The 25064-nt window shown below is 41.2% G+C and carries 23 protein-coding genes and 1 pseudogene; 14 read left to right on the top strand and 10 right to left on the bottom strand.

The window, feature by feature from the left end:
• Positions 1-2: 2 nt before the first annotated feature.
• A complete protein-coding gene (locus L1272_RS06775; protein ID WP_054553214.1) occupies positions 3-389 on the top strand; it encodes an MmcQ/YjbR family DNA-binding protein in 387 nt (128 codons plus the stop codon).
• A gap of 13 nt (positions 390-402) precedes the next feature.
• Here the strand turns inward: L1272_RS06775 and L1272_RS06780 are convergent, their stop codons facing one another.
• The 4 genes from L1272_RS06780 to fadI all read right to left on the bottom strand — a co-directional run bounded on the left by L1272_RS06780 (position 403) and on the right by fadI (position 5638).
• Positions 403-933, bottom strand: coding sequence for a GNAT family N-acetyltransferase (locus tag L1272_RS06780; protein WP_235373037.1), 531 nt, complete (start codon positions 931-933; stop codon positions 403-405).
• Between the two features lie 91 nt (positions 934-1024).
• Positions 1025-1954, bottom strand: a complete 930-nt coding sequence (lepB, locus tag L1272_RS06785) for a signal peptidase I (protein WP_235373038.1) — start codon at positions 1952-1954, stop codon at positions 1025-1027.
• Between the two features lie 148 nt (positions 1955-2102).
• Positions 2103-4328, bottom strand: coding sequence for a fatty acid oxidation complex subunit alpha FadJ (gene fadJ / locus L1272_RS06790; RefSeq protein ID WP_235373040.1), 2226 nt, complete (start codon positions 4326-4328; stop codon positions 2103-2105).
• Positions 4328-5638, bottom strand: a complete 1311-nt coding sequence (fadI, locus tag L1272_RS06795) for an acetyl-CoA C-acyltransferase FadI (protein WP_054553218.1) — start codon at positions 5636-5638, stop codon at positions 4328-4330. The genes fadJ and fadI overlap by 1 nt, the downstream gene beginning before the upstream one ends.
• A 337-nt stretch (positions 5639-5975) precedes the next feature.
• Between fadI and L1272_RS06800 the strand changes: the two genes are divergently transcribed.
• The 8 genes and pseudogenes from L1272_RS06800 to L1272_RS06835 all read left to right on the top strand — a co-directional run bounded on the left by L1272_RS06800 (position 5976) and on the right by L1272_RS06835 (position 14200).
• Positions 5976-6932, top strand: coding sequence for an AAA family ATPase (locus tag L1272_RS06800; protein WP_054553219.1), 957 nt, complete (start codon positions 5976-5978; stop codon positions 6930-6932).
• A 3-nt stretch (positions 6933-6935) separates the two neighbouring features.
• A complete protein-coding gene (locus L1272_RS06805) occupies positions 6936-7880 on the top strand; it encodes a DUF58 domain-containing protein (protein ID WP_235373042.1) in 945 nt (314 codons plus the stop codon).
• Positions 7881-7882: 2 nt separating this feature from the next.
• The gene (locus L1272_RS06810) at positions 7883-8323 is read left to right on the top strand and encodes a DUF4381 domain-containing protein (RefSeq protein WP_235373043.1); all 441 of its coding nucleotides are present in this window, start codon (positions 7883-7885) and stop codon (positions 8321-8323) included.
• Positions 8316-9305 carry a vWA domain-containing protein gene (locus tag L1272_RS06815; protein ID WP_235373044.1) on the top strand — a complete coding sequence of 330 codons (990 nt, stop codon included), beginning with the start codon at positions 8316-8318 and terminating at the stop codon, positions 9303-9305. Before L1272_RS06810 ends, L1272_RS06815 begins: the two co-directional genes overlap by 8 nt.
• 1 nt (position 9306) lies before the next feature.
• Positions 9307-11181: a vWA domain-containing protein gene (locus L1272_RS06820; protein WP_235373045.1), complete on the top strand. Its 1875-nt coding sequence runs from the start codon at positions 9307-9309 to the stop codon at positions 11179-11181.
• Positions 11175-12824, top strand: coding sequence for a BatD family protein (locus tag L1272_RS06825; protein ID WP_235373046.1), 1650 nt, complete (start codon positions 11175-11177; stop codon positions 12822-12824). The genes L1272_RS06820 and L1272_RS06825 overlap by 7 nt, the downstream gene beginning before the upstream one ends.
• Before the next feature lie 78 nt (positions 12825-12902).
• Positions 12903-13451 (top strand): annotated as a pseudogene (locus L1272_RS06830) (sigma-70 family RNA polymerase sigma factor); the annotation flags it as partial.
• Positions 13451-14200, top strand: coding sequence for a DUF3379 family protein (locus L1272_RS06835; RefSeq protein ID WP_138599020.1), 750 nt, complete (start codon positions 13451-13453; stop codon positions 14198-14200). The pseudogene L1272_RS06830 and the gene L1272_RS06835, both read left to right, overlap by 1 nt.
• Before the next feature lie 77 nt (positions 14201-14277).
• Here the strand turns inward: L1272_RS06835 and L1272_RS06840 are convergent, their stop codons facing one another.
• The 4 genes from L1272_RS06840 to L1272_RS06855 form a co-directional block, all read right to left on the bottom strand.
• Positions 14278-15468 (bottom strand): amino acid aminotransferase, encoded by a 1191-nt coding sequence (locus L1272_RS06840; RefSeq protein ID WP_054553227.1) that lies wholly within the window; start codon positions 15466-15468, stop codon positions 14278-14280.
• A gap of 73 nt (positions 15469-15541) precedes the next feature.
• On the bottom strand, positions 15542-16201 hold the full coding sequence (locus L1272_RS06845) for a GAF domain-containing protein (RefSeq protein WP_235373048.1): 660 nt from the start codon (positions 16199-16201) through the stop codon (positions 15542-15544).
• A gap of 45 nt (positions 16202-16246) precedes the next feature.
• Entirely contained in the window at positions 16247-17917 is a 1671-nt protein-coding gene (locus tag L1272_RS06850; RefSeq protein ID WP_235373050.1) for an ATP-binding SpoIIE family protein phosphatase, read from the bottom strand.
• On the bottom strand, positions 17917-18222 hold the full coding sequence (locus L1272_RS06855) for an STAS domain-containing protein (RefSeq protein WP_054553230.1): 306 nt from the start codon (positions 18220-18222) through the stop codon (positions 17917-17919). The genes L1272_RS06850 and L1272_RS06855 overlap by 1 nt, the downstream gene beginning before the upstream one ends.
• 133 nt (positions 18223-18355) lie before the next feature.
• Here L1272_RS06855 and L1272_RS06860 point away from each other — a divergent pair, with 133 nt between their 5' ends.
• Positions 18356-18685, top strand: a complete 330-nt coding sequence (locus L1272_RS06860; protein WP_054553231.1) for a translation initiation factor — start codon at positions 18356-18358, stop codon at positions 18683-18685.
• Positions 18686-18702: 17 nt separating this feature from the next.
• On the opposite strand, the gene L1272_RS06865 is transcribed toward L1272_RS06860, so the two are convergent.
• Positions 18703-21714, bottom strand: coding sequence for a bifunctional diguanylate cyclase/phosphodiesterase (locus L1272_RS06865; RefSeq protein WP_138618581.1), 3012 nt, complete (start codon positions 21712-21714; stop codon positions 18703-18705).
• A 334-nt stretch (positions 21715-22048) separates the two neighbouring features.
• On the opposite strand from L1272_RS06865, the gene L1272_RS06870 reads away from it, so the two are divergent.
• The 3 genes from L1272_RS06870 (at position 22049) to L1272_RS06880 (ending at position 24150) form a co-directional block, all read left to right on the top strand.
• Positions 22049-23200 carry a chorismate mutase gene (locus tag L1272_RS06870; RefSeq protein WP_054553232.1) on the top strand — a complete coding sequence of 384 codons (1152 nt, stop codon included), beginning with the start codon at positions 22049-22051 and terminating at the stop codon, positions 23198-23200.
• Between the two features lie 129 nt (positions 23201-23329).
• Positions 23330-23848, top strand: coding sequence for a disulfide bond formation protein DsbB (gene dsbB / locus L1272_RS06875; RefSeq protein WP_235373051.1), 519 nt, complete (start codon positions 23330-23332; stop codon positions 23846-23848).
• Entirely contained in the window at positions 23848-24150 is a 303-nt protein-coding gene (locus tag L1272_RS06880; RefSeq protein WP_235373052.1) for a DUF6170 family protein, read from the top strand. Before dsbB ends, L1272_RS06880 begins: the two co-directional genes overlap by 1 nt.
• A 27-nt stretch (positions 24151-24177) precedes the next feature.
• Here L1272_RS06880 and L1272_RS06885 read toward each other — a convergent pair whose 3' ends face one another.
• Complete coding sequence (locus L1272_RS06885) at positions 24178-24471, bottom strand: ComEA family DNA-binding protein (RefSeq protein ID WP_054553235.1); 294 nt, start codon at positions 24469-24471, stop codon at positions 24178-24180.
• 246 nt (positions 24472-24717) lie between these two features.
• Here L1272_RS06885 and L1272_RS06890 point away from each other — a divergent pair, with 246 nt between their 5' ends.
• Positions 24718-25020, top strand: a complete 303-nt coding sequence (locus L1272_RS06890) for a YebG family protein (RefSeq protein ID WP_054553324.1) — start codon at positions 24718-24720, stop codon at positions 25018-25020.
• Positions 25021-25064 lie beyond the last annotated feature (44 nt).

Below are 25064 nucleotides of genomic sequence, written 5' to 3' on the forward strand. Positions count from 1 at the left end.
TCATGAATCAACACACAGTACACGAGTATTTAATGAAAAAGCCATTGGTGATGATCACCCAACCATTTGGCCAAGATGTCGACGTTTACAAGGTGAATCATAAAATGTTTGCTACCCTTGCCGAGGGCAAAGAAGGTCAAACTGACGATGAGGGAAACCTTGTATGGTGGCTAAATCTGAAATGCGATCCAGATGAAGCCCAAGCACTGCGTGATATTTTCCCGTCGGTGATCCCGGGTTATCACATGAACAAACGTTTATGGAATACGGTTATTTTAGATGGCACCGTACCACAGGGAGAGATTGAACGAATGATTGATAATTCGTTTGATTTAGTGGTTGCGAATATGCCAGAAAAAGACAGAAAAGCAATTGAGCTTCATCTGTAAAATTGCGCACTGATCACGCTCTGTGATCAGTGCAACTTAAATGAAAATGATGATCGGTATACAAAACACCGCCAATAGCATACGCATCTAGTTGCTTATCGACTAACTGAAAACCACATTTCTCAAGTACTTTTTCTGAACCGATATTACCCTCGGTGACAACCGCTTTAAATTCACGCACAGCATGTTCTGATTTGGCGTAATCAAGCACCGCTTGCAAAGACTCTGTGGCATAGCCACGACCATGAAAGTTAGGCAGTAGCAAATAACCAACTTCTTGACTATCTGGCACTGTTGATGAAGTAAACCCCGTCACACCCACCTCTTTACCCGTACTGGTTTCAACAATAACTAAACAAAGTGGTGAATTCGAATTTGGCTGCCAAGGCTTTAAACGCTCATTAAACTTTGCTCGTAGTTGCGTCTCTGAGGGCTTATCGAAGCACTTCTCTATCACTTGAGCATCATTATGCAAAGTATAAAACAGCGGCCAGTCATCGGCATTTAACAGCCTTAATGTTAATCGCGCAGTGGTGAGAGTCATGGTGATTAATCGCTTTGTAAATAAACCTAGTTATAACAAACCAACTTGGTGAGTTAAATACCACTTATGGCCAATACTGCAGCTTATGCAGCTACCAAATATAAATCACTTTTCCTATCACGTTATCTTTAGGAACAAAGCCCCAGAAGCGGCTATCTGAGCTATTATCTCTAGAGTCACCTAAAACGAAGTAATGATTTTTAGGGATGATCCATTCCGCCTTTTCGCTGCCAACTTGGTTGAAATAATGACTTACCTGTTCATGGTGATTCTCATTTAGTAAAATTTGATAACGTTTACCATCATTTACCTCTTGCAGAACTTTAAGCCCACCTTCAGTTTGAGAAACGAGAGATTGCTCTAAAGGGATGAAGTCTGCGCAGATGTCGGCTCTCTCATTACATGCTTTTTTAATATAAACCGTTTTATTTTGATAAACTATCCTATCGCCACCCACCCCTATTACACGTTTCAACCAAGTATAATCAGGGTTTTGCGGATACTGAAAAGCAACAACATCACCTCGACTTACTTTAGCTGACATGGGTGATCTTGAAATTTGATAGCCTAAGTACCGATAATTACCAAAACCTATTTTACTAATTAGAACTTGGCTCCCTTTATCTAACTGCGGTGCCATAGATGAAGCTGGTAAAGTGAAAGGCTCAAATGAAAAAATTCTCATTAAAATAAGAGCAACAGAGACGGCAAGATAAATTAAAGTGACAGCCCACCAATTTGCGAACCAAGGCCGCTTCTTATCTGCGTTATAGTGTTTAGTTATCCAAAAAGCATGGAGTGGACATATAATTATAAACACACTTGTGAGATAAATGCCTTGATACCAATCAGCCTCTCCTGCACTAGCTTGGATTTTAATGTCAAGCAAGTAACATAGGATCGTTAAGGCAAGGTAAGTGATAAACAACCTGAATTTGTTAACGTACAAAAATACAAATGGTTGTAACAACACACCAAGAATAATTGCGATAAAGCCTTTAGGCTTCCATGAAGTAGACACTCTGACATCCTTGTTTATATTAAGTCATTGAACAATTGGCTAATGTTAAATATAAAATCACAGTAACGCCATAAAATACCTTACATTTCTTTAAAGTAAAAAGCCCCGCTCAATGAGCAGGGCTTTTAAAATTAACTAATTTAAAGAATTAGCTTTTAGTCGTTTCTTTATCAGCTTCTTCTGACGCTTGCTCGTCTTCAACCACTTCTTTGGTTACTTCAACCGGATCGACAGGCTTAGCTTCAGCTACAGCCGGCTCTTCGCTTTCTGCTTGGTAAAAACGACCACCCTTTTCAGCCATTGCTTTTAACGTATCGCAAGGTGTGAAAATTGGGTTGTAGTTAGCAAAAGTCGCCATTTCTGAGCTCACTTGTGCTGCACCCAGTTTATCCATATAGCTAAATGGACCGCCTAAGAATGGTGGGAAACCGATACCAAAAATAGCACCAATATCACCGTCACGTGGGCTTGCAATAATGCCATCATCTAAACAGCTCACCGCTTCGTTAAGCATTTGCGCAACACAACGTTTAGCAATTTCGCTCTTGTTTAAACGAGGTGATGGCGTAACACCAAGTAGCTCGTAAACTGACTCATCCACTTTTTTATCTTTCTTGTCGTAAAGATAAAAACCACGGCCAGTCTTACGACCTAAACGCTTAGAGTCGATTAAGCGATTAAAGGCGTCAGGTGCTTTAAAGCGCTCGCCCAATTCTTTTTCAAGGATTGGCGCAATTTTAGAACCGATATCAATCCCGACTTCATCAAGTAACGCTAAAGGCCCTACCGGGAAACCAAACTCAACCAATGCTTGGTCAATCTTTTCAATTGGCTCACCTGCAAGCAGTAAATTAGCCGCTTCATTGACATAAGGCGCTAAGATACGGTTTACATAGAAACCAGCCATGTCTTTAACCACAATCGGTGTTTTGCCTTGTTTACGGGCAAAGTTAACGACACGAGCGATGGTTTCTTCAGAGGTACCAGCGTGTGGAATGATCTCAACAAGTGGCATTTTCTCAACAGGTGAGAAGTAATGCAGACCAATTACATTTTCTGGGCGTGCTGCATCAGCAGCAATTTGTGCAATTGGTAATGATGAGGTATTACTTGCAAAAATCGTGTTGTCTTGGCATTCACGTTCTACATCAGCCACCATACCTTGCTTTAAAGCAAGATCTTCAAACACCGCTTCAATAACGATATCAATGTGTTTAAAGCCGCTGTAATCGGTAGTACCGGTAATGCGGTTCATGGTTTGCTGTAGATCAGCTTTAGATAAAATACGACGCTTTTGCTTTTTATCTAAAATCTTATAGCTGTAGTTCATTGCATTGCTGATGCCCTTTTCAGCCACATCTTTAATGCGCACTGGAACACCCGCTTTTACAGCACTAACATGGGCAATACCCGCGCCCATGAGGCCGCCACCTAAAACTGCCGCTTTAGCGATTGCTGGTGCATCATCATTACGCCACTCTTTTTTCATTTCGGTGGTTGCAAAGAAAATACCGCGTAATGCTTTTGACTCATCACTCATTACCAGCGTGGCAAAACCTTCAGCTTCAGTTTTGTATGCTTTTAACTGATCAAGTTCAACACTTGCACGAACCGCTTTAATAATGGCTAAAGGTGCTGGGTAATGACCGCCTGTTTTCTTCAGCACGTTTTCTTGTGCTTTTTTGAAAATAATATTGCGGCCAAATGGGTTCGACTCAAGTAATTGGCTTAAACGATCTAACTTAGGTTTAGTAACCTTCGCCTTACCTTTAAGAGCAAACTCTTTAGCAACATCTAGCAATACGCTATGTGGTACACAGTCATTTACTAAGCCTGTTTTCTTCGCTTGCTTAGCACGCACTTGCTTACCTGTAAGCATCCACTCAAGTGCTTTTTGCAGGCCAACTAATTTTGGTAAACGTTGAGTACCACCACCGCCAGGTAATAAGCCTAACTGTACTTCTGGCAAACCAAGCTTAGTGATATCGCTGTCTGAACACACGCGATAATCACAAGCTAAAGCAAACTCTAAACCGCCACCCAATGCAGCACCATGAATAGCACTTACTGTTGGGAAAGGCAGCTTTTTCATATCAAAAAATGCTTGCTGACACATCTCGCTTAACGCTAATGCATCTTCACGGCTATTGGCGCTATCAAGCATTTTAATATCAGCACCGGCGATAAAGTTATCGCTTTTACCACTGATAAATACCATGCCTTTTACTGCTTGCGCTTGTGCGTCTTTGAGTAAGGTTTTTAAATCTTCTGCAAAACTGCTGCGCAGGGTGTTCATTTTTTCACCCGGCACATCAATGGTTACAACGGCTACGCCGTCATCAGCCACTGATAAACTAAATACTGAATCTGTCATTACGCACTCTCCAATACAAAGGCTGCGCCTAAGCCACCCGCTGCACACGCAGTCGTAAGCGCTAAGCCGCCACCGCGACGATTAAGTTCATGTAAGCTTTGCGTGATCAGGCGCGCACCTGTTGCCGCAAATGGGTGACCGTATGCAAGTGAGCCACCTAATACATTGAACTTGTCCATGTTAATTTCGCCGATCGCTTTGCTGCGACCTAGCTTTTCTTGTGCAAATTTATCTGACGCAAACATCTTCATATTAGCCAGTGTTTGCGCTGCAAATGCTTCATGCATTTCAATTAAATCTAAATCAGCTAATGTGATACCTGCTCTATCTAAGGCAATTGGCGTTGAGTGCGCCGGACCCATTAGCATATCTTCATGTACACCAATTGCTGAGAAAGCAAAACTGCGTACATAACCTAGAATGTCGTAACCCAATGCTTTGGCTTTACTCTCACTCATCATTAATACCGCAGCCGCCCCATCAGTTAATGGCGTTGCGTTAGCTGCAGTCACTGATCCGTGCTGACGGTCAAATACTGGTTTTAATTTCGCGTAGCCTTCAACGGTTGAGTTATGACGAATGTTATTGTCTTGCTCAATAAAGCTCTTATAAGGTGCAACATGGGCTGTCATTACTTCATCTTTAAGTTTACCATCAGCCCACGCCTGACTTGCAAGGGTGTGCGAACGATGTGCTAAAGCATCTTGATCTTCACGGCTGATGCTGTGCGTTTTCGCCATTTGCTCTGCTGTTTGACCCATAGATAAACCAGTAGAGTACTCAGCGACCGCAGGCGGAACCGGAAGTAAATCTTTTAAACGTAGTTTAGAGAAAATCTTTAATCGCTGGCCAAGCGTACGGGCTTTGTTTAAATCAACAAGGCTACCCGCTAATTTTTTACTAACACCAATTGGTAATACAGATGATGAGTCAGCACCACCAGCGATACCTACTTGCACTGAGCCTGCCATAATTGACTCGGCTACGTTAGCAATGGCTTGGAAACTTGTTGCACACGCACGCGAAACAGAATAAGCATCAACAGAAACAGGCATACCCGTACCTAATACGATTTCACGGGCAATATTTGGCGCTTCTGGCATTTGCACTACTTGTCCAAATACAAGTTGGTCAATTTCAGATTTATCAAAGTTAAGTCGTTCAAGCATTTCGTTGACAACTAACTTACCCATATCAAGGGCTGGTACATGATGGAATGCTGTGGCTTGCTTTGCGAATGGCGTTCGCAGGCCGCTAACGATAGCGATACGATCGCCTTTTGCTGTTTTAAGTATATTTTGCTCAGACATTTATGCTCTCCCGCTGACAGGTCTGACCTGTTTGTTTTTCCTGATTCTAAAACAACCCGTGTACGAATGCCAATAGTAAGTTTTCAACCATAGGCTTTTTTCGGCCTATTTACAAAAAAACACCGTATTTATATGGTAGGCTAAAAATCCTTAAAAAAATAACGAACTATTTGAGGATTTTGTGTCTAACACTTGTGTTATAACTTTTGAATCCTTATAACTTGTTAATAGCGCCCCACCACGGTACCGTGCAAATAATTTATCGGTACTGAATATAACGCATTGGCGCATAACAAAAACAATTTTTGACTCACGCTTTTAGGACAGTCTTTTTATTATGGCAGTTAACGCATTTTCACAATTAAAATCATATCTAGACACGCAAATTATCGGCCAACCACAATTAACTCAAGCACTGTTAATCGCAATTTTGGCAGATGGCCACTTATTAGTTGAAGGCCCTCCGGGTCTTGCGAAAACGCGTGCAGTCAATGCCTTAGCGAAAGGCGTTGAAGGCAGTTTCCAACGTGTACAATTTACCCCAGACTTATTACCTGCAGATGTAACTGGTACCGATATTTATCGCCAGCAAACCAGTGAGTTCGTATTTGAAAAAGGCCCATTATTTCATAACCTAATTTTGGCAGATGAAATAAACCGTGCTCCTGCTAAAGTGCAATCAGCCCTACTAGAAGCCATGGCTGAACGCCAAGTAACAGTAGGTAAAAACACCTATCCACTGTCTGATCTATTTATGGTTATGGCAACCCAAAACCCGCTAGAACAAGAAGGCACTTACCCACTACCAGAAGCTCAGCTTGACCGCTTCTTATTGCATTTGAGCATTGATTACCCGGGTGCTGAACACGAATTAGATATCCTACGCCTAACCCGTGGCGAGGCTATTTCTGACAAGCAAGCAACGACACAGCAAATTAGTCAAAGTGAGCTATTTGCTGCCCGTAAAGCGATATTAGGTTTGTATTTAGCTGAGCCGCTTGAGAAATACCTAGTACAGTTAATTGTTGCCACTCGTGAAGCAGCAGAGCTTGATGAACAACTTGGCCGCTGGATTGAATATGGCGCAAGCCCACGTGCAACGATTGCCCTTGATAAGTGTGCCCGCGCGCATGCTTGGCTAGAAGGCCGTGACTTTGTTGCCCCAGATGATATTCAAGCAGTGCTGCATAATGTATTGCGTCACCGTATTATCTTAAGTTACGAAGCACAGGCCGATGGCATCAGTAAAGACGATGTGATCAGCCGTATTTTAGAATTGGTGGCAGTGCCATAAGCTATGTCGAGCCAATTTGATACAGCGGCGTGGTTAGCAGCGAGTCATAGTCAAGGCGTCAATTTATCACTCAAAGAGTTGATGTATTACAAAGCCAAAGCTCGTTTGCTAGAACTTGCGCCCAAAGTAAAAATCAAAAACAGCTTAGCTGGGCAATACCTTGCGCCCCATAAAGGCCGCGGTATGGAGTTTACCGAGGTGCGTCATTACCAAGCCGGTGATGACATACGCTCTATCGACTGGCGTGTTACTGCACGGACTGGCGAAACCCACACTAAGTTGTTTCAAGAAGAAAAAGAACGCCCTGTTTTCGTCTTTACCGACTTTTCTAACTCGATGCTGTTTGGCTCAAAGTTACTGTTGAAGTCAGTGCAAGCAGCGCACATCAGCGCACTGGTTGCTTGGTCGGCGTGTCAACGAGGTGATCGCATTGGTGGCTTGGTGTTTAATCAGCAAGGTCATCACGAATTAAAACCGACCTCACGTGAAAAAGCCGTGTTAAAGCTTTGTCACAACTTATGTGATATTCACAGCCAAGCTCTAACTAATATCGACCAAACAGCCACCAGCTTCTTTAGCGAAAACCTTAAACGCCTTAATCATTTAGCAAAGCCTGGGAGCTTGGTTTATATCGTCTCGGATTTTAGTGCCCTTGATGAAGCCAGTTTCAAACAACTTGAAATGCTGAGCAGGCACTGTGAATTGATTGGCTGCCATATTAGCGATCCGTTCGAGCACCAGCTACCTGCTTTTAAACAAACGGTGACTGTATCAGCAAATGGCCAAGAGCTTGCTTTACCACTAATGGATAAGCAATTTCGCGAGCGCTTTGCTAAGTCTGCCGAAGCGTCGTTTTCTAACAGATTAAAACGCTTACAAAAATCTGGGCTTAGTTTAATTTCATTCAGTGCAGCCACTCCTCTTGAGCTGCAATTAGTGAGAAAGTAACAATGCAAAAAAATCCGCTAGATGGCTTACATGATGTCATTGCACCGACCGAGGTTGCATGGTGGCCACTTGCTCCAATTTGGTGGCTGATCATCGCCTTAGTTTGTTCGTTATTAATTATCGGCTTAGTGCTTTTATATAAAAACCAGCAGTTTAAAAAAGCCAAAAAACAAGCCATTAAATTAAGTAAAACCCTCAGCGATGAGGATACGCAAGAGCTACACATTATTTTAAAACGCTTAACTCGTCATTATTACAACAGCCAACTTGCTTCTCAGCCTTTGGCAAAGTGGTCTGAAAGTTTATCGAAACTGAGTGGCGATAAATTTAGTTACGACGAACTAATGCCGCTTTATCAACAACAAAGTAATAATGCTGAACTTGCAGCTAAATTACGCAATGCTATTAGCAACTTTAAACTCAAGGAGCCAATTAATGTTTGAGTTTAGTTGGCCATGGTGTTTTGTGCTTTTACCCCTACCTTGGTTATTGAGCCGCTTCATGCCCTTAAAACAACAAGGGCAGTTACGTTTACGTATTCCTGGCTTTGCTAAGCTAGGCTTAAATAATCAAGCAGTACAGCAACATAGCCGCAAAGTTTCATTGCTCGAATGGGCTGTTTGGGTCTCTTTGGTTGTCGCTATTGCAAACCCAACTTGGCTTGATGAACCTATTACGCTGCCTAATGAAGGACGCGACATTATGCTGGCGGTGGATTTATCTGGCTCGATGACGGAGCAAGATATGGAGTATCGAAATAATCAATATGTAGATAGGCTCACTATGGTAAAAGCTGTACTCAGTGACTTTATTGAACAGCGTCAAGGTGACCGCCTTGGTCTTATCTTATTTGGGGATACCGCATTTTTACAAACCCCCCTTACCCGTGATGTTAAAACGGTGAGCCAAATGCTCAGCGAAGCGCAAATTGGCCTAGTAGGTAGAGCAACAGCCATTGGTGATGCATTAGGTTTATCCGTAAAACGTTTTGCTAATAAAGATGAAAGTAACCGTATCGTAGTGCTATTAACCGATGGTCAAAACACTGCCGGTAACCTTGATCCTGAAGATGCGCTACTGTTAGCCCGCGAAGAAGGCATTAAAGTGTATACCATAGGTGTTGGCTCAGATAGTAAACGTGGCTTTAGCCTGTTTAATATGGGTGGTATGAGTGGTGGTAACTTGGATGAAACTTTACTAAAACGCATTGCCGAGCAAACTGGCGGCTTATACTTTAGAGCAAAAGATGTGGCTGGTTTACAGCAAATTTACCAAGAGCTCGATAAGCTTGAGCCAATTAGTAGCGATGAGCAAACGTTCCGCCCACAAATTTCATTGTTTTATATTCCACTGCTTGTGGCGCTAGGCTTAATAAGCATAGCAATGCTCGTCAGTCTTATTCGCCAATTTAAGCAGGAGAGCTAGTATGGATTTTGAATTTATTCGCCCTGCCCTACTTTGGCTATTAATCCCCGCGCTGATTATTTTTAGTGTGCTGTTGGTACGCAACAAAAAAAGCGCCCCAGCTGATTTAATTGCGCCCCATTTGGCGCAGTTTGTAATGAGCGACAATCATAAAAAACAAAGCCAACCGCTTTGGCTAGTTGCTGTATTTACTCTTTTAGCCATCGTTTTTGCAGCAGGTCCAAGCTTTGAAAAGAAACAAGTTCCGGTGTTTCAAGCAAAGAATGCGCGAGTTATTGTGATGGATATGTCGTACTCCATGTTCAGTACCGACATAGCACCAAGCCGATTAGTTCAAGCTCGATTTAAAGCACTTGATATGATTGAGCTTTTCAAAGAAGGTGATACGGCATTGGTCGCTTATGCAGGCTCTGCATTTACTATTTCGCCGCTAACCAATGACGCTAGCACGTTGGCTAACCTTATCCCAAGCCTGAGCCCAGATATCATGCCGAGCAAAGGTTCGAATGTTATTGAAGGCCTAGAAAAAGCCGATGATTTACTTAAACAAGCTGGCTATTTAGATGGTGATATTATTTTAGTCACCGATGGGGTTGATAGCCTAGATCAAGAAGATATTAGCCGCTTTACCGCTCAGTCTAATTATCGCTTAAATGTCTACGGCGTTGGCACAGAGCAAGGTGCGCCGATTAAGCTACCAGAAGGTGGCTTTTTAAAAGACATTCAAGGACAGATTGTTATTCCGACGCTTAATGTTAGCCGCTTAAGTTCGCTTGCACGTAATAGCGGTGGCAAATTCGCACTGTATCAAACCAGTAATCAGGATATTCAAACATTTGCCCCCACTGCCAATGCAGAAGTACTCAAAGATGAGAAACAAAGCCAAGCATTATGGCGAGTTGATGCCGGTATTTACGGCCTGATTATTTTATTGCCGTTAGCGCTCTTTTTAATTCGTCGTAGCAGCCTAGTGCTTGGCTTTTTGTTTGTTATGCTCCTACCTCAGCAACAGATTTACGCCGCTGAATTACCAGACGTATTTAAAAACCAAGACCAACGTGCTCTTGATGCCTATCAGCAAAATCAATTTGAACAAGCCGCCCAAGCACAAAACACGCAATTAAAAGGCGCTGCTCTTTATCAGCAAGGTAATTACCAAGCGGCCATGGATGCGTTTAGTGAAGATAAATCGGCGACGGGTTTGTACAACTACGGAAATGCCCTTGCTAAGGCAGGTGAGCTAGAACAAGCCATAGAAGCATATAAGCAAGCCCAACAGCTTAAAAATGACTTCACTGAGGCAAAAGAAAACCAAGCCCTCGTTGAACAGCTATTGCAGCAGCAAGAGCAACAACAGCAACAAGATCAACAGCAAAACAACGATCAACAAAACTCTGATGGCCAGCAAGATAACCAGCAAAAGCAACAGGGTGAAAATTCACAGCAAGGTGAAAACTCAGAGCAGAGTGAGCAGCAAGATGGCCAACAACCGTCAGAGCAAGGTGAGCAATCAGATCAAAAAGGTGAGCAAAGCGAGTCTAATAGTGACCAGCAAAACAAACCTGAAATGGAATCACAAGCAGACACGTCGTCACAATCAGGAGAACAACAGCCAGAGCAAGCTCCCGAGCAACAAGATGCTCAGCCACAGCCATCGCAAAGTGATGAACAAGCTAAACAGCAAGCAGAGCAACAAGCCATGCAGGCACAAGCTGCTGAACTGACTAATGAAGAGAAAGAAAAAGCCCAGCAACTTAACCAGCTGCTGCGCAAAGTTCCCGATGATCCTGCGATCTTATTAAGAAATAAAATGCAATTAGAAGCACAAAAACGAAACTATCAACGTCGTCCACGAGGAGCCGAAAAATCATGGTAATGCGATTATTATGTTGTTTATTGCTAATCGCGGCAGCGCCGCTTTGGGCTGCCACCCAGCTACAGGCAAGTGTTGATAAAAACCCTGTCCTTGCTGGTGAGTTTTTTGTTTTAACCATCTCAGCAGACGACTCTATTAACAGCGAGCAACCTGACACTTCGGTGTTATTAAAAGACTTTGTTGTAGGGCCAACCAGTGTTAGCTCGCGCACTAATATTATTAATGGTGAAATCAGCAAGCAAACCAACTGGTCTGTAAAGCTGATGACCCGTAAAGAAGGCACTTATACCATCCCTGCCTTTACTGTTGCCGGTGTTAGTTCAAAACCCATTGAGCTAACGGTGGCTAAACGAAGCCAAACCTCTGAACAAAATAAAGAAGCCTTCATTAAAACCAGCATCAAGCCAAGTAGCTTATACGTGCAAGAAGCCGGTGTTTATACGGTTAAATTGTATTTAGACAACAACAAAGAATTGCTGGATGGCAACTTAACTACGCCAGAAATGGAAAACGCTGAGCTAACCCCAATTAACAAGCAATCTGAAGACTATGAGTTAATTGATGGCAAACGCTATTTAGTGATCACCCGTGAGTACTTAGTGCAGCCACAAAAAAGTGGCGTAAATACTATTACGGCACCTGTGTTCAACGGCCGTATTCGTCAAAACTATCGCCAAATGGCTGTCTCAGCGATGGGCGAAGATGTTGATGTTGAAATCAAGCCAATCCCAGATAACTACACAGGTGCATGGCTACCAAGCGAACTGGTTAACCTTGATGAGCAATGGCAACCAAAAGACGACACCGTTGAAGTTGGCACCCCTATCACTCGCACCATTACTTTAACTGCATTGGGGGTTACTAAAGAGCAACTTCCTGATATCGATATGCCACAGGTGCAAGGCTTTAGAAGCTACCCTGATGAAAAAGAGAGTAACCATCTGGTACGTGATGGCCGTGTTATTTCTCAGCAAACAGCTTCTTATGCTTTATTACCGCAAACACCGGGCACTTACACATTGCCTGAAATAAAGCTGCCTTGGTTTAATACTAAAATCAATCGTATTAGCTATGCGACCATACCTGCTCGTACATTAACAGTTGTGCCAAGTACAAACCCACTCACACCAACAGCTCCTGCTATCGCAGAGCCGCAAACCGTAAGCTCTAATGAGCTGGGTGATACGCCAACTAATATGCAAACGGTCACAAAAGTAACGACCCCTATGTGGCTTATTATCGTGGCAGTGGTCGGCTATGGACTTTGGCTAATCACCTTAGTGCTTTACTTTAAAAAGCGTCCTCAGCAACCGACAGCTGAGCCATTACCTACCAGTGGTTCATCAGCATCGTTAAATGAGCTTAAGCAGTTTGCAAAACAAAACAATAACTCTGGGTTTTATAACGCATTAAACCACTACGCAAAACAACAGACTGGTAAAAATGCTGCGGCCATCGAATGTTTATTAGCATCACTCAAAAACACACAACTTAATGATGAAATTGCTAAATTACGCACTAAACTTTATAGTTCAGCAGATGAACAGGTTGATTTAAGTTTAATCGTCAGCTTGCTAAGCCAAGCCGCAAAGCAAACTAAATCAACATGTAATGACACTGAATTAATGAATCTTTATGATTAACTATTAACCTAAATAGTTGAAAATAAACGGCTAATATTGAGTTAGCCGTTTTTTTAAGAAAAAAATAATAATCTCAGAAAGTTTTTTTCTGATAGGCAGGTCTTAGTTACTATGACAGAAAAACAAAAGCGATATGAAGCGCTGGTTCATGTCTACCACAGTGAGCTTTTTCGCTTTGCGTATTGGTTGTGTCGTGATCAGAACATTGCTGAAGACTTAGTGCAGGAAACCTTCCTGAGGGCTTGGCGTGCCTTGGATTCACTGCAAGACCAACAAGCAGTTAAACCTTGGCTGTTGACTATTTTGCGCCGCGAGAATGCACGCCGTTTTGAACGTAAACAATTTGATTACGCCGATGTTGAAAACGACACCCTTGTAGATGAACAAAGTTCAACCCTTGATGCCGAAATGGAACAAACAGTGATTCAACGACAAATAGGAAAGTTATCACAAGAATATCGAGAACCATTGCTGCTGCAAGTGGTAATGGGTTGCTCTGGCGATGAAATCGCCGAGATCCTCGATTTAAATAAAAATACTGTCATGACACGACTTTTTCGTGCCAGAAACCAGCTTAAAGAGGCTTTAAGCAGTGATGATGACCAACTTAGAGGAGCATCAAATTAATGGATGAACTCGAGTTTCGCCGCCGCATCCTCGCCGAGCCAAGCACTATTGATAAGGAACTTGAAGCGTTTGCCGAGCAGGACACAGATAAACAGGCGTTTATTGATGATGTACGTGCCTTTGACGATGAACTAAGCAAAGCACTTAACATCCCCGTGCCTGAAAATTTAGCACAGCGAATTATTGATAATACATATAGTTCTGAAGCAGAAAGCGCTGAGCAACCGCTAGACACCATTGTTGAGGCTAAGTCACGCTTTGCCTTTAATCGACTGTATTTAGCCGCTGCAGCGTCATTTTTAGTGGCAATTAGTGTGTTCTTTGTCAGTAACAAACAACATACGTTATACAGTGTCGGTGAGCATGCCTTTGCGCATCTTTACCATGAAATTGGCTCGCTAGATAAACATGAAGCAATAGATCTTGCTTCGGTAAACGAAAAGTTTGCCACCATTGGCGGTCACTTAGATGAGCTACCAGGTAAAGTAACCTATTTAATGTTTTGTGATTTTCAGGGTAAAAAAGGCCTACACTTGGTATTTGAGTCAGATTTTGGCCCAATGACGGTATTCATTGTGCCTTCTGACGAGCAACCATTTGGCACCGGCTCTGATGATTTCAATGATGAGCGTTTCGCAGGCCACATCAACCGAGGCGATCGGGCTGATACCATCTTGATCGCGAGTATTGGTGCGCCACTTGATAGCTACAATAACATGATCAATGACGCCATTCGCTGGCTGCACTAATACCTACTCGTAGTAACACATATTACAGGCATAAAAAAACCGCAGTCACTGCGGTTTTTTTATCGCTATAAAGCAAGTTACTTACAAACGTCTGCTACTGCATTTGCAAAGTAATCAATGTTTGCATCACTGATACCAGCAACGTTTACACGGCTAGAACCAACAATGTAGATTGAGTACTCTTTTTGTAAGCGCTCGATTTGCTCTTTATTAATACCTAGAAATGAGAACATACCATTTTGACGGTCAATAAATGAGAAGTCTTGCTCAATGCCTTTCGCAGCTAAGCTTTCTTTGATTAATGTACGCAAACCATTAATGCGATTACGCATTTCATCAAGCTCGTCATGCCACATTTGCGTCAGCTCAGTGCTACCTAAAATCGTGCTAACAATATCAGCACCATGCGCAGGCGGCATTGAATAGATGCTACGTACAACACTTAATAATACAGAGTTAGAGATATCAGCAGTCGCTGCATCTTTAGCGATGATTGAACATGCACCGATACGCTCGCGGTATAAACCGAAGTTTTTCGAACAAGAAGAACAGATGATTAGCTCATCTACCGCTGCTGCTAATTTACGAAGACCCGCTGCGTCTTCTTCAAGGCTTGAACCAAAACCTTGGTAAGCAATATCAACCAGTGGCGTGAAACCAACTTCAACAGCAAGATCAGCAACTGTGCTCCATTGCTCAGCATTTAAATCCATACCGCTTGGGTTGTGACAACATGCGTGGAATAACACCACATCACCTTTAGGCACTTGCTTAAGGGTATTAATCATGTCATCAAATAAAAGGTCTTTATTTTCGTAATCGTAGTAAGGGTATTCTTTTACTGTTAGGCCCGCCGCTTCAAATAAGCTGATGTGGTTTGCCCACGTTGGCGTAGTTACCCATACTGTCGCATCTTTGTTGCAACGTTTGATAAATTCTGCTGCAACACGTAATGCACCTGTACCACCTGGTGCTTGTGCAGTGCGAACACGGTTAGCTAAAAGTGCTGGATGCTCACCCAGTAATAAGTTTTCCATTTTTTGGCAGTAATCAAGGTTACCTGCCAAGCCAATGTACGATTTACTGGTTTCGTTTTCTAAACGAAACGCTTCCGCTTTTTTAACCGCTTTTAATACCGGCGTATTGCCTTGCTCATCCTTATAAACACCTACACCCAAATCGATTTTCTTTGGGTTTGTATCTTGTTTAAAGGCCGCCATTAGGCCAAGAATAGGATCTGTTGGTAATGGTTTTAATTCTGAGAACATTGACTATCTCTTTTTATAGGGGTTAGCGTTGCCACTAGCTTAACATAAAAACCCAGCCTGATTACTAGTTAAATTAGACCAAGAGTTGAGGAATTTTAATACAACAAGCCACAAGTAATGCGAGGGTCTGCTGATCAAAGAAATCATTATTAAATGCTTCCGCATCTATAATACCTAAGCATTCATTTTTGTCTGATAACAGCGGTAGACAGGTCTCTGCTTTCACCTTAGGATCGCAAGTATAATACTCACCACCTTGTGCAAGGTAATCGGCTACGTTATTGATCACACGCCCTTGCTTAGAAAGCGCAACTTGAACATTGTTACTGCCTTTAGCAAACGCTTCAGTTAACGGGAATAATGGACGGCTCGGTGCACCATGATAAACCAGCTTTAATAACTGAGAACCTTCTTCAGTATTGGTCGCTTGATAAATACCAAACCAATCAACGTGAGTCTGGGCAACAACAAAATCGATAATTTGTTGAAGCTTAGCCAGCTTTTCAGTATTGGTAGCATCCTCAGCAACATAGTCGTTTAATTTGAATGGTTCATCTTGTAAGTAACCAAATAAACTACACGCACCACCCTCGCCTAGCTCAGGAATTTGGTATTCCCAGCGCACTGCAGGTAAAGCTGACTGTGCAAGGTAATGTTCAAGGTTTGATAATTGCTCAACAACCAAGCTTTCTGGTAAATCAAGTTGAGCAGTCGATAAGTAGTTAGAAATCATTTAGCCATCCAAACATCTATAATGCCGAGATGATAACATGCGATTTTACTGTGAGCTAGTACTGCTTGCTGTTAATTGATAATAAATTTCGACCTGATTGCCAGCACTATTAAATGTGACGCCAGTCGCAATTTCGCTCAGCAAACATAAACCTCTGCCATGCTCTCGCACTAAGTTTTGTTGCTCAGAATCTTGTTTGTTAAATCCATGTCCCGAGTCACAAATTGTAAAATACAAAGCATACTCTTCAGGGCTATAGCGGATATCAATGATAATTAATGCATCGGTTAAATTAGCTAATGCTTTTTCTCGTTGTTGATAATAAATTAAAAAACCATCGTCATGATTTTTCACATCAGAGTCTAGTCCTAAAACACCGTGATCAAGCGCATTATTATAAGCCTCAGATAAGATAAGAAAAATATTGGCTCGGTGAGCGTTTAAACCTGGTACCCGACTGATTACATTAACAACCTCTAAAACAGGATCAGTGCTTTTAATCTGCTTTGAATTTAAGCTTAAAGAGAAGTTAAATGGCAATTCAGAATAAGGTTCTACCATTTGTTCAGGTTCAGGCACCGGCAAACAATTTAACAACACTAAACTTAAATCGTCTTGCTGCTCGTTACCTTGTGCAAAACGCTTAACTCTTTCGAGCACTTGATGACAGGAAATGTTATCTCTAGAGGCAAGCACATCTTTAAACCGTTTTTCTCCAAAATAAACTTCTCTTGGATTAATCGTTTCAATAATTCCGTCAGTCGCCATAACGATTCGTGATGTAGTTTCAACCTCTGTATGGATCAAAGCGCGTTCAAATTCATCATCCTCTAAAATTCCCAACGCCATATGTTGAGATTCTAATGTACGAATTATATTTCCCTGCTGATCGATGATATAGGTGTCTGGCAGACCACCTAACCATGCAGAAACACTTTTACCTGTATTGCTAAGCTCTAGAATAGTTGCCGCACAAAACATATGCCCAGGTAATAACTTCGCCAATACTGAGTTAATCTCAGCTGCAATGTCTCTTACCGACATGCCCTTACTTACCATCGTATAAAAGACTCTAGATGCCGGTAATGCACCAACAGCAGCAGCTAAGCCATGACCAGTAAAGTCTCCTAGCATACAATACAAGCTGCCAATTGGACTTTGCCCAACCAAAAACATGTCGCCATTAAACATAGCAGCAGGCGATAAATGAAAATCTAAATGGGTAGGGAATGACTGTTGGTTTTCAAGCGCGTTATTAAAAATGTGCTCGACAATTTCATGCTCACGTTCAACTTGATTTTGATGGTACTCAAGTTGTAAATTCTGCTCTCTTGCTTTTTGACTTAGGTTGCGAATGCGGCTGTGTGCTTTAATTTTCGCATTTAAGATTACCTCTTGGAATGGCTTGTGTAAAAAGTCATCCCCACCGACCGCTAAGCAGCGTTCAAAACTTGCTTCGTCTTCTAAAGAGGTTATAAAAATAATAGGTAAGTAAACTTGGCTGTAGCGCTCTTTTATAATTGCAGCTGTTTCAAAGCCGTCCATTACTGGCATAATGACATCAAGCAGTACGATGTCTATCTTTTGTTCGTCAAGAAGACTTAAAGCAACAAGTCCATTTTCGGCAGTGAAAACTCGGTAGCCTTGTTGCTCTAACATCACAGTTAATAAACGACGATTTAGCTCTAAATCATCGACTACCAATATATTAAGCATCAATCGATATCAAATTTTTTATCAAAACGAGATATTTGTAAGATTTTCTTTAATTGAGGCTGACAGTTACTTATTTGTATTGTATCAACTTTGCCCGTTAGGTTTTTTTTCATATTGAGCAACATACCTAATGCTGAACTGTCCATATAATCAGTTTCTCTAAGGTCAATAACGACTTTATTGATATTGCTGTTTAAGTCGGCGTATGCCTGACGAAAAGATTGCACCAAATTAAAATCAAACTTTCCTTTTATCTGTACGGTTAAAATAGCGCCATCAGCAGATGTACTGCGCGTCAAACTCATAATAAACTCCTATTTAACAAATCTTTCCGAAGACTTATCTAAATATAACTGCTTAGAACAAATAAGCCAAAAAATAAAACACTTAGGATTAAATTTGTTATCATTTATCTAAGCTTCTACAACGAGATCCACTATGAGCGAAAATAATCTAGTTTACTCAACTTCTACAGGGCGCATTGAACAACCCAAAGAAAGTAAACCTGCACAAAGTAAAATGTTTAAAGATGGTTTTTTACGAATCGAACGCCAAACAAAAGGACGCAAAGGTAAAGGTGTGATGTTAGTGGTTGGTATTGATAGCCAACAACATGACTTAAAAAAATTAGCCAAAACCATTAAAAGTAAGATGGGTCAAGGCGGTGCAGTAAAAGAGGGTATCATCGAAGTTCAAGGTGATGACAGAGATAAGCTAAAAGCGATTCTCGAAGCGCTGAAATTCAAAGTAAAAATAGCAGGGGGTTAACTTCCCCCCCTACTTTATTAATCATTCTTGATTAAATCTAGTGACTGTAAATGCTCATATAACTTAGGTAATTCAGCCTCACTCACAGGCGGACTGAAGTAATACCCTTGCACAACAAAGCAGTTATTATTTTGTAAAAACTCAATTTGCTCTTTTGTTTCGACCCCTTCAGCAACAACGTTAAGCTTAAGTTTTTGTGCCATTGCGATAATCGCAGCAGTGATCTCCATATCATTACTGTCTTCAGGGATATCTTTCACAAAAGAGCGGTCAACTTTTAAAATATCGACTGGAAAGCGTTTCAAATAACTCAGTGACGAGTATCCGGTACCAAAATCATCAATTGAAATTGAAACGCCAAGTGCTTTTAGTTGATGCAGTTGTAAGATCGCCGCCTCAACATGTCCCATTAACATACTTTCAGTCAATTCTAAGTGAATGCGTTTTGGTTCAACTCCTGTTTGCTTGATGATTTTATCAAGCGTCGACACCAAATTAGCATCTTTAAATTGACGTGCTGATAAGTTGATTGAAATATTATTTTTTAAGTCTTGGCTTGCTAAACGTGCAGCAAACTCACACGCTTCTTGCAATATCCACGCTCCAAGCTCAACAATCAAACCTGTAGCTTCAGCAATAGGAATGAATTTAGTTGGCGGTATCATGCCTTCATTTGGATGGAACCACCGTATGAGTGCTTCATAGCCAACAACTTGATTCTTGCGACAATCTACTTGTGGCTGATAGTAAACCTGGAACTGCCCCTCACGAATACCTGTACGTAACTCATTTTCAATAAACAAGCGTTCATTGGCAGCAGCATTAAGCTCTTGGCTATAAAAGTGGTAAGTATTACGCCCTTTCGCTTTTGCTTCATACATAGCAAGGTCAGCATGCTTCAGTAGCTGATCTTCCTCTTGGCTATCAAATGGTGCCATCGTGATACCAATACTGGCACTAATTATCACTTCATTGTTACCTAGTTTGATAGGCTCATTAAGAGTACGTTGAATGGTATTCGCCACTTCCATGGCGTGAGTTTGATGCTCAATACCACTTAACAGGACTGCGAACTCATCACCACCTAAACGTGCAATGGTATCTTCGGTGCGTAAACGCTTTTTCAAACGATTAGCAACTTCAACCAATAACTGATCGCCCGCATCGTGACCTAGCGTATCGTTGATACGTTTAAATTCATCTAAGTCAAAGTAAAATAAAGCAAATGCATAATGACCACGTTCAGCAAGTGCCATAGACTTGCGTAGCTGCATTCTAAAGAAAGTACGGTTTGCAAGCCCTGTTAATGTATCAAAATAGGCAAGCTGTTCCATTTTTCGCTGACTTTCTTTCACAAACGAAATATCTTGAGCTGAAGCCACGTAACTGGTGATTTCCCCCCCTTCTTCGCGGATTGGAGAAATACTCAATGAAACCCATACAGATTGACGCTCATTACCCTGTAATAAAGTATCTCCTCGCCAATAGTTACGGCTACGTAGGTCGATATCAATATCGTCAACTAAAATCGCCATTTCTTGAGAGATAATATTCATCAATGGTGAGCCAATAAAGTGGCGTTCCTCGAAACCCGTCATCTCAACCATTTTCGGGTTCACGTATTTGATTTCAAAGTCTTGATTAGTGATCACAACGCCAGTGCCTGAGAAGGCAACCGCTTTGGATAATCGGTTCGCTGCTTTTTCAGCTATTTCTTTTTCGCTGATGCGCTGATTTAAACCATCGATTAATTTACGAATTTCTATTGCCATGTCTCTAAAAGAGCCATTAAGCGTGCCTATTTCGTCTTTGTTCACTTTAGGAAATTCAGTTTGAAATTGCCCTTTGCCAAAACTAACAACCGCATTTACCAAAGAGTGAATACGACGCAGTACTAATTGATAAAGTGCTTGATGCAATAACAAGGCAACTAAAATAGCGTACAGGATAAACAAGCCAAAGAACTTTACTTTTAGCTCTTCAAGCGCAGAAAGTGCCGACGAGCGCTTTTTATAAATACCAATATACCAATTAAGGTTCTCGACTTTGCGGATATTGATAATATGGGTTTCACCATCTTGTACAAATGAATTTGCAGACTCTGGTAATTTTAAGCGAATGGTTTCAGACACTAATTTTTGTAGATCAGGATTAACAAAATCTTCTGTCAGTAACTTTTTACCTTCACGGCCATATTGCTCAAGCGTTGTTTTATCTAAATCAGGATGAGCTAAAAGCTGACCTTTCGCATCAAACACTAATAAATGTTGCTCACGATCGCCAATAGGCAGCTGTGCCAATAAGGTTTCAAGAGCAATATCACTACCAGTGACACCAAAAAATTCGTTATCAAGATAGATTGGCACAAGCACGCTTACTACCCACTTATGCCAAATAGTATCGTAATACACCTTTGACCATACAGCTTCTCGGCTCGGGTTTGTTGCAGCTTGTGCGTAATTAAATGTCTCGCCTTTGGTAAAGTCAAAATCGCCCGGTACATTGAGCGCCCAATTAGGTGGAGCAATACGTATAAAGTTATCTTTAGTGATTAAATAAAAATTAAAAAAGTCTTGGATAAGCGTTGGTGAGACAATTTTCCATAGCGATTCAGAATCGTTAATCAGCTGCTTATAAAAATTAGAGTACTGGTCTTGTGGAATAAATGAAGCTGATAAACCATCCTCAGAAGTGCTGCGAATACTGCCATCAACTGCAAACTTTATATCTGCGCTGCGGTTATTTTGTAGATGTGACTCATTATGCAGTAGCTGACTACTAACGACATTGTTAGCTTGCTCTGCAATATTTATTTTGGTGTTAATTAAGCGATTGAATTGACGACTCAAGCGTTCACTCGAATGCTTTAAAAGTTCGTGCTCTTCAAAAACAAGCTGTTTTTCTTCTGATTTAAGCATTAAAGCTGCAGCGCAAATACCTGCAATTAAACAAATAGCAGAGATTAACAGCGACAATTTCATACTTAATGAATTCACCCCAAACCGGGATGGCGGTCGTCGATACACCACAGGACTACCTTATTAATAATTGTTATTATTTATTATGCAAAAACAAATATACCAGATTCATTTTTAGATTTATAAATTTTTTATGAAGATTAATGAAATTTCTGAGGAATCTTTCGCTTTGTCCAAAATAGCATGTTTATGCAGTTGACTTTACATAGAAGTATTTTTACATTAGTCCAATGAAACAAATTATCTCTCGCACTTATTTTTCTTTTTTTAGCTTCTTTAGATAGAGGAGGCTTAACTGTTTGCGAGATAATTTCACCGAATAGCTAAAGCCTCCCTCTTGGGAGGCTTTTTTGTTTGTGCACTGTTTTGGAATGAGGAAACCAACATGAGCATTGATACATTAAATGCGTTACGACACGATATAAATGAAATCGACTCCGACTTACTTGTGTTACTAGCTAAAAGACGCCGTATAAGCCACAGCGTAGTCGAATATAAAATTGCCAATAACAAACCAATTCGTGATGAAGCTCGCGAACAAGCACTTCTGGAAAAACTAATCAGTTATGGTAAGTCATTAGGTCTTGACGCTTACTACATTAATAATGTGTTTCAAACTATTCTTGAAGATTCTGTTTTAAACCAGCAAGCCATGCTGCAAAAGAACCTCAACCCAGAAGCTATGAGCGAAAGCCATCGTGTTGCGTATTTGGGTGGGCAAGGCTCATATAGCCAACTAGCCTGCCATAAATATTTTAGCCGCCGCCCTGGCAAAGTGATTGAAATGGGTTGCTCTAGCTTTGAACAGATCACTGGTAAAGTTGAAAGTGGACAGGCTGATTTTGGCTTACTGCCAATTGAAAACACCAGCTCAGGAAGTATCAATGAAGTATTCGACTTATTACAACACGCACAAGTATCAATTGTAGGTGAAGTAACCCACAGCGTTGAGCACTGTTTATTAGCAATGCCAGGTACTGAGCTATCTCATATCAATAAAATTTTTGCTCATCCACAACCTTTTGCTCAATGTAGCCGTTTCATTCAAGGCCTAGGTGACATTCAACATGAAACCTGTGATTCAACCTTCCACGCATTGCAATCTGCGGTTGAAACAGCAAATAGCGCCGCTATCGGCTCAGCTCAAGCTGGCAAAAATGTTGGTTTAGAAGTAATTAAGTCAGGCCTTGCAAACCAAAGCGAAAACCACAGCCGCTTTATTGTTGTCGCCCGTAAGCCGCTACAAGTATCGAAACAAATTCCGACCAAAACCAGTTTAATCATGGCGACTAAACAACAAGCAGGTTCATTGGCTGATGCTTTAATGATTTTTAAACATCACCAAATTAACCTAGTAAAACTAGAATCTCGCCCCGTACCAGGAAATCCGTGGGAAGAAGTGTTTTATGTTGACCTCGAAGCAAACCTTGATGACTTACATGTTAAGCAAGCGCTTGAAGAGCTGAAAGAACACACTCAGTACACACGTGTATTAGGCTGTTACCAAAGTGAGTCTTTGCAGGCTGTTAGTGTGTAATAGCCTGCCTAGATATGACTAATGAAAAGGAGTCTGTCGACTCCTTTTTCGTATAATTTCATCTTAGATACTTGCACCCATAGCCCTGTCTAAGCATAATCTTGAAAACAATTTGAAATTGGATCTTTCATGAATTGGTTAGCAGAATTAGCAACTAAAAGAACACCTTGGTTATTACTAGCGTTTATTTCACTCGCATTTGAAGTCACAGCATTGTTTTTTCAATACAACATGGGACTTGAGCCATGTATCATGTGTATTTATCAGCGCACCGCTGTTTTAGGCTTACTTGCAGCGGGTGTGATTGGTGCGATTAACCCAAAAAGTATGGTTGTTCGCTTAGTCGCATTTGCCACTTGGAGTATCTCAGCAATTTGGGGTTACTTTATTGCTAAAGAACACATTGCAATGCAAAACAATACCGACCCGTTTGCATTTAGCTGTGCATTTGAACCTAACTTCCCAAGTTTTATGCCTTTGCATGAATGGATCCCTAGCTTCTTTGCTGCCACTGGTGATTGTGGCAATATCGATTGGCAGTTTGCTTCAATGAGCATGCCGGCATGGATGGAAGTGATTTTTGCAGCATTTTCAGTGGTATTTGTGGCTGTTTTAGTTAGCCGATTAGTGAGCAAAAAGTCGCTATAATGATTTATTTTTTTACTAGCCAAATCCCTACTTTAAAAAACTTTAAAGTAAGGCAACGCCAGCAGATTATTGCTCTTGCTTTAGCTCATTTAAGCCCGAGCAAAAAGATCATTTTATCGGTATGTAAGCTTGCCTTTTTAGCGCCATTATTTTTAGGTTTAGCTTACTTTGAAGGGTGGATGCTTATTCCTTGGTTGTTGTTAGCAGGTTTAAGTTACCCTCTTATCACAGCACCTATCGAAAACATGTTCGCGTTAGCGCATTTAGACAAGGCTATCAATGAATTTAAACAGGGCGAATAACGCCCTGTATAGGTGATAACCTGCTATTTATAGAGTAATTTTCCCCTCAAGTTTAGCGAATAGCTTATCACCAATTCCTTTTACTTCTTTTAATTGTTCTAGCGACTTAAACGAGCCTTGCTTGGTGCGATGCTCGACAATCGCTTTCGCTTTTGATTCACCAATACCCGGTAATTGAGTTAACTGCTCAATGCTGGCTTTATTAATACTCAGCTTTTGCATTTTAACTTGTGTTGCTTTGGTTGGTGTTTCGGCTGATACCTGTGTAGCAGGTAGTAATGCAAGAGTAGCGGCAAGTAAAATACTTGATAGTAATTTCATAATTTCCTCCATGACGCCCTTGTTTGGACTGATAGTTAGCGATTACCCAACACTCACTCCATCGCTTGTGTTTAACTTTGGGTAACATTTTAAATAAAGCTAATACACAAAGTATTGTCAAATTTACTAAATAAAAATTTTCTCAAGTTACTTGCAAAGTAAGGCTCGAAGCATTACTGTATATAAAAACAGTAATCTTAGCAGCGATTTTACGCTGCAATGCCAGGCTTAAATGCAGGAGAAATCATGGCTGTTGTTGTTAAATATGTTGTAGAAAGAAACGGAGTCGAGCGCATGACGTTTACTACTAAGAAAGAAGCTGATGCGTATGACAAAATGCTCGACATTGCTGAGTCATTAGAACTTATGCTTGAAAAAGTTGATGTACCATTAAGCGAGCAACAAATTGAGTCACTGGCGCTTGAAATGGCAAAAGAAAAAGACCAATTTATGGCGGTACTTAAAGGTGCAAAAGACGCGCCAGCTAAACCTAAAAAAGCAAAGTCAGACGATAACGTTGCTGATATAAAAGAAAAAGCGGCAAGCTAAACGCAAATTTAGATCATAAAAAAGGGCAACATCCGTTGCCCTTT

The organism is Pseudoalteromonas sp. PAST1, assembly GCF_021532515.1.
Taxonomy (GTDB): Bacteria; Pseudomonadota; Gammaproteobacteria; order Enterobacterales; family Alteromonadaceae; genus Pseudoalteromonas; species Pseudoalteromonas simplex.